Raw genomic sequence first — 8,956 nt, 5'->3', positions numbered from 1 at the left:
GTTGAACCCTGTCTTGCATGACCGGTTCCCTTCTGTCTCCAGGGCTTTCTTCCGCCACCGGATACCTCAGAACGGGTCTTTGCTTTCTGAGTTCCCTGACGATTATTTGCAAGCTGCTGTACAACTGCCATGTGTACCAGGTGCTCGTTCACTTCAACACCAAACACTGCATCGTTTAATTCGATTGTACCAACTTCTTTGCCTTCCATATTGTAAACAGATACGTTTGCCATCTGATTGGTCCTCCTTTCGTCCTAAACTATGCCTCAACCTTAACGGTCTCTTTGATGGTTACTAAAGCTTTCTTAGGTCCGGGAACTGCGCCCTTTACCAGAAGCAGATTCTTCTCAGCATCTACTCTTACGACCTCAAGATTCTGAACAGTTACCTTTACACAACCCATATGTCCAGGCATTCCCTTGCCCTTGAATACACGGCTAGGGGAGGAACATGCACCATTGGAACCCTGATGACGATGGAACTTGGAACCATGAGCCATAGGTCCTCTGTGCTGTCCAAATCTCTTGATTGCGCCCTGGAAGCCCTTACCTTTGGAGATTGCGGAAGCGTCTACCTTATCGCCTGCAGCGAAGATGTCAGCTTTGATCTCTGCACCAAGGGTGTACTCCTCAGCGTTCTCAAACTTGAACTCTCTTACATATCTCTTGGAGCTTACGCCAGCCTTCTTGAAGTGGCCCTGCTCTGCTTTGTTAACACCATGTCTGTGTACGATCTGCTTCTTGCCGCTGGCATCCTTGTTAACAACCTTATCCTTCTTGTCAACGAAGCCTACCTGTACAGCACTGTAGCCGTCATTCTCCACGGTCTTTACCTGAGTAACCACGCAGGGACCAGCCTGAAGCACGGTTACGGGAACGAGCACGCCATCTTCATTGAAGATCTGGGTCATTCCAACTTTTGTTGTCAAAATTGCTTTCTTCATTTTTACCTCCTGTGTTCTACATAGCGGACCAAAGTGTTTCTATGAAACACTTAGAAATACGCACAGCGTATTTCCCCGGCGAATCAATCGCCCTGTGTTCTTACGTCTAAGTAGAGGTTTTGTTGTTTGGCTTTACTTTGAAAAACTTATTAGTTGTTCTTCATCTTGATGTCGATGTAAACACCGGCAGGCATTTCCAGTCTCTGAAGAGCATCAACAGTCTTCTGAGTAGGAGCCATGATGTCGATCAGTCTCTTGTGAGTTCTCTGCTCGAACTGTTCTCTGGAGTCCTTGTACTTGTGTACTGCTCTCAGAATGGTAACAACTTCCTTCTTGGTAGGAAGAGGCACGGGACCACTCACCTGAGCTCCGGTCTTCTTAACAGTTTCGATGATTTTTTTGGCAGATGCATCAACAAGCTGATGTTCATAAGCTTTCAATGTAATTCTCATTACCTGATTTGCCATAAAAAAAGTCGCCTCCTTTTCGCACTTTTGTAAGTTAATACTTACTTTTTGTACGGACAAGCGGTGACTGTACACTTTCCCGTGTGTGTCTGCGACCTTTGTGCAACGCTTTCTTCTCTCCGGTCATAAACTTACACGTTGTTACTGCTCAAGGCAGATGTTAATTGGTACAGTGACTTGCCGTCAGTTTTCTAACTTGACATTCGCTCCACGGAAAACCCGATCTCCATTACTGGGAATCGGCAACCTCACGCTTCACAGCTATCATGCCACAGCAAGGATTAGTATACATTGAATTTATGGGCATTGCAAGACTTTTTTTCAAAAAATTGTATTTTTTTCAAAACAATTTATTTTTGTTGTTTTGCATAGGTTTGCCACTGTATTTTTGTGAGTTTCTTCTTAAATATATAATATATAATATATAATATAGCCCAATATAATATCGCCCATTATTTTTTAATAAATGAAACCGTCCCCTGGATGCTCTCAGATGCCGCCGGGGCTTATTCTGACAAAATCTCTTGTTGCGCCCCGCTGGTCCAAGATCCCCGGGGCTTATTCCGACAAAATCTCTTGCTACGCCCCGCTGGTCCGAGATCACCGGGGCTTATTCCGACAAAATCTCTTGCTACGCCCCGCTGGTCCGAGATCCCCGGGGCTTATTCTGGCAAAATCTTTTGCTGCGCCCCGCTGATCCGAAATCGCTGGGGCTTATTCCGACAAAATCTCTTGCTAAGCCCCACTGATCCGAGATCCCCAGGGCTTATTCTGGCAAAATCTTTTGTTGCGCCCCGCTGGTCCGAGATCCCCGGGGCTTATTCTGGCAAAATCTTTTGCTACGCCCCGCTGGTCCGATTTCTTCAGGGTACAGATAGCTTGAATCCGACCTCTACACCCTCGTACGCACAAATACATAAAAATACTGACAGGCAGATATCTTCGCTGTCCATCAGTATTTTTGTCTGTCAATATTTATTTCATCAACAGTCTGTTACAGCCGGTTTGCCTTCACATCCTCGAACTCCTGCAGCATTTCTTCTGAAGGAGACTTGGTAGCGAGGCTGACTGCAATGATAGCGATAAGTCCCAGCCCGAAACCAACTACCAGGGAATATAATCCGGTAGCTTTGCCCAGGGTCTGTCCCCCCATGAGAGGAATGTAATCCCAGATGATAACGGCAAGTGCTCCCGTGACAATCCCGGCTACCGCTCCGGGGAAATTGGTTCTCTTCCAATATAAGGACATCACTACCAGCGGACCGAATGCGGCACCTAAACCTGCCCACGCGTTGGACACCAGTCCCATGACGGTGTTGTTCGGATTCCATGCGATGATGTAAGCCAGCACAGCTACTACCAGTACCGTGACACGGCTGACATTCATAACGGTCTTGTCATCCGCATCCTTTTTGAGCAGTCCCTTGAAGATATCTTCCGCTACGCTGGAGGCACTAACTAACAGTTGGGAATCCGCCGTGGACATGATCGCTGCCAGGATACCACAGAGGAACAATCCTGCAATGAACGGAGCCCGCATCTCCACGGTAAATACCTTCTTGATCATCTCGATAAATACCTTCTCATTATTGCCATTCACCAGCTCCGGCAGATAAGCTCTGCCCAGGATACCGATAAACACAGCAAATCCCAGGGATAATGCTACCCAGCTGATGGCTGTAGCCTTGGACTTGGTCATTTCCTTCTCATCCCGGACTGCCATAAATCTCACCAGGATGTGGGGCATACCGAAATATCCCAGTCCCCAACCGAGACCGGAGATCACGCTAATGATATTGTTGCTGCCATCACCGTTCTTCATCAGATTCAGGAAATTAGCACTGTCGGCACCGCTGGCTTCCAGACCGGCTGACAATGTAGCATCGCCGCTTGTCATAAAATGATAAGCAAATAAAGGTACTGCCAGAATACCGACCAACATCAGCATGCCCTGGATAAAATCTGTCACACATACCGCGGTAAATCCACCGAGGAAGGTATATACCAACACTACCAGTGCACCGATGGTCAATGCTACATGATAATCAATACCGAACACAGACTCAAACAGCTGACCGCCGGCAGAAAGTGCAGATGCACAATATACCAGGAAAAATACTACAATAGTAATAGAAGAAACAGTCATCAATACCTTCTTCTCATCATGGAATCTGTTTTCAAAATAAGTAGGCAGTGTCACAGAGTTATTGGCGCGGATCGTATATCTGCGCAGCTTTGTGGCAATGAACAGCCAGTTTAACGTCGTGCCGATGAAAAGTCCGATGGCGATCCAGCCGTCACCTCCGACACCGGTTAAGTAAATAGCTCCCGGCAGTCCCATTAGCAGCCATCCGCTCATATCCGATGCCTGCGCGGACAATGCAGCGACGAAGCCGTTCAGCTTTCTGCCTCCTAAAAAGTAATCTTCGGAATTGTTGTTTCCCTTTGCATAGAACGCTCCGATAGCGATCATCATGAGTAAATACAGCACAAATGCCACAATTACCCATCCCAGCGTATTTCCTGTCATAATAGCCTCCTCAAATTTTTCTTCTTGTACATTTTCTTAATTGTATACAGTGATACGATTTATTATATACAAGAAATGGCTTATCGTCAACAAATTAGTTTGCTATCGCTGTAATGCGCGAAAGTTTAATTTGATATATCACTTTATAACTAAAATCAAATGTTATTCATATGCAAAACGCTGCACATTGGCGTGGTTTTCCGTCATTCCACCTTTAAAGTCGTTCAGTTCTTCAAGCATCTAACCTCTCTCTGCAAGTATTCCTTGAAAAAGTCTTGCTGGTATTATATTATGATGATGCCAGGGTCAAAAGGTCTAAGCCCACATGAGCTTGCTCATGGGTGGGTGAAAGACCTTAGGACCCGCCCCGATATGAGCATAAAAGTGGGATGATAATCCCACGATATGCGAATATTGGATTGGATTGTGAGAGTGCGTAGCACGAAGCAATCCGTAGGCATCAAAGTCGGGGGCTTTTGACCCCGATATCTTATTATGTCCTAATAAAAGTTAGTTACAAATATACACACAGAAAGGTTTCTATATGTGGATTGCAGATAATTGGAAAGATTACGAAGTGCTGGATACGTCCAGTGGAGAAAAGTTAGAGCGTTGGGGAGATTATATTCTGGTGCGTCCGGATCCCCAGGTCATCTGGAAGACGCCCCACGATCATAAGGGATGGAAACAGAAAAACGGTCATTACCACAGAAGTGCCAAGGGCGGCGGAGAATGGGAATTCTTCCATCTGCCGGATGAATGGGCGATCCATTACACCCTGCCTTTTCAGAAGGAAGCCTCCGGTAAGGCTGATCCTCTGACCTTCCATCTGAAGCCCTTCAGCTTCAAGCATACCGGTCTGTTCCCGGAGCAGGCTGTGAACTGGGACTGGTTCTCCGGCCTGATCCATGAGGCAGGCAGACCCGTGAAGGTGCTGAACCTCTTCGCTTACACCGGCGGTGCTACTGTATCCGCCGCGGCTGCGGGAGCTGCTGTGACCCATGTGGATGCATCCAAGGGTATGGTCGGCTGGGCGAAGGAGAACGCTGCTGCCAGCGGACTTGCCGATGCACCTATCCGCTGGCTGGTAGACGACTGTATGAAGTTCGTAGAGCGTGAGATCCGCCGTGGCAACAAATACGACGGCATCATCATGGATCCCCCTTCCTATGGCAGAGGTCCCAAGGGCGAGATCTGGAAAATAGAAGATAATATCTGGGATTTCGTAGGACTGACCGCACAGCTTTTATCCGATGATGCGCTGTTCTTCCTAATCAATTCCTACACCACCGGATTGCAGCCCGCCGTGCTGTCCTATATGATGAATTCCACCCTGACGAAAAAATTCGGCGGTCATGTGGAAGCCGGAGAGATCGGCCTGCCCGTCACCGAGAGCGGTCTGGTACTGCCCTGCGGCGCTTCCGGACGCTGGCAGCGTGACTAAATGATACGCATAACGAGCACAACGCAAAAAGGAGCCCCCTCGTGAGGCTCCTTTCTTCTACAACACATATTTTCTTAACACCGGAATCTTGCGCAACACCCAGGCGGTCGCCGTTGCCAGTGCCAGCACTACCAGACAGAATACAGCCAGCAACAAAATCAATACCGCATGTCCTGCGGCAACAGACTGCACACCGCATTGTTCCAACACTGTAAAGGGTGTGATCTTCACGAATTTATACAGCAGGTTCACGTAGACCGGATGTACCAGGTATACGGCGAAGCTCAAGGCTCCCGCCTCCTGCCAGGGGATCCGGTGTGTTCTGTCCTTCTCCCGGGCAGTAGAATCCGCACCGTCCCGTCCCCCTTTCCATCCTGCTGCGAACAAAAGTACTGCAAGCAATACTGTAAACGGATAATTGTATGCCATCTGGATGGAGAATCCGGCGAGGATCCTGCTGAGGATCATTCCCATTATCAGCACTGCCGCAGCTATCAGCCACACATTCCATGCCTGACTTTCCACGTTTTGTGTTTCTCCGTCCCATTCCGTATTGTCTCCGGCTCTTCTACCACTTCCGGGCTTCACCATCTGACCGCCTACGTTCCTTCCCTTGTCCACACGTACTTCTCTCACAGCGAAAAGATATCCACAAAGATAATACAGGAAATACACACCGCCATCCGGCAATACCGGAATACTGTTACTATCCAGTACCTTATTCAGAAACGGTGCCACACTGCTTCCTAAGAAGATCACTGTCATAACTGCTACAACACTCCACACCGGCAGAATCTGCAGCACTTTTTTCAGAAGTGGTGTGATCAGATACAAAAACAATATCAGATACAGATACCACATATGGGACCAGGTATGTCCCGTCAGGGTCATCTTCAGTGCCTCCGGGATCATCATGACCCGGAAGCTTTTCTCCGCCACCACCAGCTCGGACGCTGCATACGGAACGCCGAATAGGAGGATCGCCAATGCAATCCTCCTGCAATATTTTTTAACCATGACCGGATAAGTCAATGTGCGTTCCGGATTCAGGAACAAATATCCCGAGATCAATAAAAATATAGGAACACACCAGGTCACCAGATCCATAACTGACAACAATAATGACCGGTATTCCGGCACTATTGACGCGTCTGTCACGTCTGTCGCACCTGTCAGTACGTGCATCAGCACCACTGCACAGGTTGCCAGTACCCGGAGCACGTCCAGGAACTGCTTTCTCGGCCCGGATAAGCCTTTTGTCATGTCTCTTCCATCTCCTCCATCAGGCGCATGCCTGCAGTATCAGTCACAGGAAGGGAGAATACGATGCTTTTCGCCTTACTCTCCAGTCCTGCTTTTTCCATTATAGCACGCATGATGGAATTTTTCTGCTCACTTTTTACCACAATGAACAACATTTCTTTTTCCGGCACCAGTGTCACGCCCAAAAACTGCTGTGCATTCTCTGTTCCGGTGCCCTTGGCATGGATGACTGTACCGCCCGCCGCATGTACTTCTCTCGCTGCATCCATGACCAGTTCCGTATATCCATGATTGGCTATCACTACCAGAAGCTCATTCTTCGTCTCTTTCAATGTGGACTCCTCTCCTTTTACGAATTCCTGCCCACAGGTCAGGTAATTCAATGCTTTCTTGCCACCGACACTGCTCACGGGAATGATAAATGCAATTCCCATTCCCGGGAGATCGATCTGCATTTTCTTACGCAGAGCAGGCTTGATCTGCCGCCAGGCAGCATCTGTGACGAGATGAAACAATACGCTCTTCTCCATGCCGTCCAGTCCGAAATAATCTAATATCTCATTCGCCGCGGTTCCCATGCCGACGGTAACACTGCCGACCTGTGCGCCGTTTTCTTTATAGCATTCCACGAATTTCCTCGTCAGCTGACGATTGGTGATGGTGACCATCATATATAATTCACTCATGGGCACACCTCCTACAGTTCAATGATGGCATTCTCATCCAAAGCACCAAATGCATCCGCCGCACCGGCAAATATGCCTGCACCGCTCTTTGACTGCTTTAACTGATATACCATTCCCAATATCTGGATCGTGATCAGCGGTGTCATGGCTACCATTGCCACCACACCGAAGGCATCTGCAACTAAATTGCCGCCCACCGCCACACAGGCACCCTGCGCTAACGGCAGTAAAAAGGTTGCTGTCATGGGACCGCTCGCCACGCCGCCGGAGTCGAAGGCGATCGCTGTGAATATCTTCGGTACAAAAAAGGATAGTCCGATTGCCACACCGTAGCCCGGGATCAAAAACCATAGAATCGGGATCCCCGTCAGCACTCGGATCATCGCCAGTGCTACGGATAAGGAGACACCAACGGAAAGGCTCACGCCCATAGAGCGGGCCGAAATGGCGCCGTCCGTCAGCTCCTCTACCTGATGATTCAGTACATAGACCGCGGGCTCCGCTTTTACGATAAAGTAACCGATCAGTGCTCCCACCGGCACCAGTACCCACCTGTAGGATCTGGCTGCCATGACCTGACCGAGGTAATTACCGGCAGGCATAAAGCCCACATTTGCGCCGGTCAGGAACAGTACCAGACCGATATAAGTATACACCAGACCGATCAGGATCTTCGCCAGCGTCTTCCCCGACAGCCGCAGGGCAAATATCTGGAACAGACCAAAAAACAATACAATGGGAAGTAATGAGAGTGCGATCTCTTTCATATAATCTGGCAGTCCATGGGCAAAAAGCTGCGCCAGTTCCACGGAATCAGAGATCTCCGGGATCGCCACCGGCTGGTAATCCGCATTGGTCGGCTTATAGATCAGCCCCAGCACCATGACCGCCAGGATTGGGCCGATGGAGCAAAGTGCTACCAGACCGAAGCTGTCGTCCGCCGCATGGTGGTCATTACGGATAGACGCAATACCGACACCAAGAGCCATGATAAAAGGAACTGTCATGGGTCCCGTGGTCACACCTCCGGAATCAAACGCCACTGCCCGGAAGTTCTCCGGTACGAGAAATGCAAGAACGAACACTACTATGTAGAAAAAGGTTAACAGCGGCGGCAGCGCCACACCGATCAGCATACGCAGAAGGGCAATGACCAGGAAGATTCCAACCCCCACCGCGACTGCCAAAATCAGCGTCATGTTCGGCACCGAAGGCACCTGTGTCGCCAGCACCTGTAAGTCAGGCTCAGAAATGGTGATCACCACTCCCAACAGAAAAGATAACACTACGATCAGCAGAATATTTTTACTCTGGGTCATTCTGGCACCCACTTTTTCTCCCATGGGGGTCATAGACATCTCCGCACCCAGAGTAAAAAACATCATACCGGCCATGACCATCACCGCTCCCACCAGGAAGCACAGCAGGATACTGGAGGTAATGGGGGCTATGGTAAAGCTTAATACGATCACGATCCCTACCACCGGCAGGACCGCCTTCAAGGATTCTGCAAATTTTTGCCGGATCTTTGGATTCAATAACTTCAATATTGGTCTTTCCTTTCTTTATGTTTTCTTTATCTTAACATGAAGCAAAGACCCGATCCTACCGTTTTTCGTGAAT

The 8,956-nt window shown here is 48.8% G+C and carries 8 protein-coding genes; 1 reads left to right on the top strand and 7 read right to left on the bottom strand.

Features of this window, described 5'->3' with window-relative positions; all coding sequences use genetic code 11:
* The 4 genes from rplD to putP all read right to left on the bottom strand — a co-directional run.
* On the bottom strand, positions 1 to 233 hold a 233-nt coding region (gene rplD, locus ACTRDR_RS10735), incomplete at its 3' end, for a 50S ribosomal protein L4 (RefSeq protein ID WP_440527463.1).
* Positions 234 to 259: 26 nt separating this feature from the next.
* Positions 260 to 943 carry a 50S ribosomal protein L3 gene (rplC, locus tag ACTRDR_RS10730; RefSeq protein WP_022154515.1) on the bottom strand — a complete coding sequence of 228 codons (684 nt, stop codon included), beginning with the start codon at positions 941 to 943 and terminating at the stop codon, positions 260 to 262.
* 149 nt (positions 944 to 1,092) lie between these two features.
* Positions 1,093 to 1,410, bottom strand: coding sequence for a 30S ribosomal protein S10 (gene rpsJ, locus ACTRDR_RS10725; RefSeq protein WP_117465468.1), 318 nt, complete (start codon positions 1,408 to 1,410; stop codon positions 1,093 to 1,095).
* Positions 1,411 to 2,404: 994 nt separating this feature from the next.
* Positions 2,405 to 3,940 (bottom strand): sodium/proline symporter PutP, encoded by a 1,536-nt coding sequence (gene putP / locus ACTRDR_RS10720; protein ID WP_440527460.1) that lies wholly within the window; start codon positions 3,938 to 3,940, stop codon positions 2,405 to 2,407.
* Between the two features lie 544 nt (positions 3,941 to 4,484).
* On the opposite strand from putP, the gene ACTRDR_RS10715 reads away from it, so the two are divergent.
* Positions 4,485 to 5,384 carry a class I SAM-dependent methyltransferase gene (locus ACTRDR_RS10715; RefSeq protein WP_440527458.1) on the top strand — a complete coding sequence of 300 codons (900 nt, stop codon included), beginning with the start codon at positions 4,485 to 4,487 and terminating at the stop codon, positions 5,382 to 5,384.
* Positions 5,385 to 5,441: 57 nt separating this feature from the next.
* Here the strand turns inward: ACTRDR_RS10715 and ACTRDR_RS10710 are convergent, their stop codons facing one another.
* From ACTRDR_RS10710 to ACTRDR_RS10700, 3 genes are read right to left on the bottom strand one after another with little or no spacing between them, the layout of a single operon-like run.
* Positions 5,442 to 6,647, bottom strand: coding sequence for an acyltransferase (locus ACTRDR_RS10710; protein WP_440527456.1), 1,206 nt, complete (start codon positions 6,645 to 6,647; stop codon positions 5,442 to 5,444).
* Positions 6,644 to 7,333, bottom strand: coding sequence for a P-II family nitrogen regulator (locus ACTRDR_RS10705; protein ID WP_176862666.1), 690 nt, complete (start codon positions 7,331 to 7,333; stop codon positions 6,644 to 6,646). Before ACTRDR_RS10705 ends, ACTRDR_RS10710 begins: the two co-directional genes overlap by 4 nt.
* Before the next feature lie 11 nt (positions 7,334 to 7,344).
* Positions 7,345 to 8,880: a DUF1538 domain-containing protein gene (locus ACTRDR_RS10700; protein ID WP_440527455.1), complete on the bottom strand. Its 1,536-nt coding sequence runs from the start codon at positions 8,878 to 8,880 to the stop codon at positions 7,345 to 7,347.
* Positions 8,881 to 8,956: the final 76 nt, after the last annotated feature.

It is taken from the genome of Simiaoa sp., assembly GCF_051972595.1.
Lineage (GTDB): Bacteria > Bacillota > Clostridia > Lachnospirales > Lachnospiraceae > Acetatifactor > Acetatifactor hominis.
Note: the sequence above shows the minus strand (reverse complement) of the source record. Positions and strands in the feature narration are given on the sequence as shown.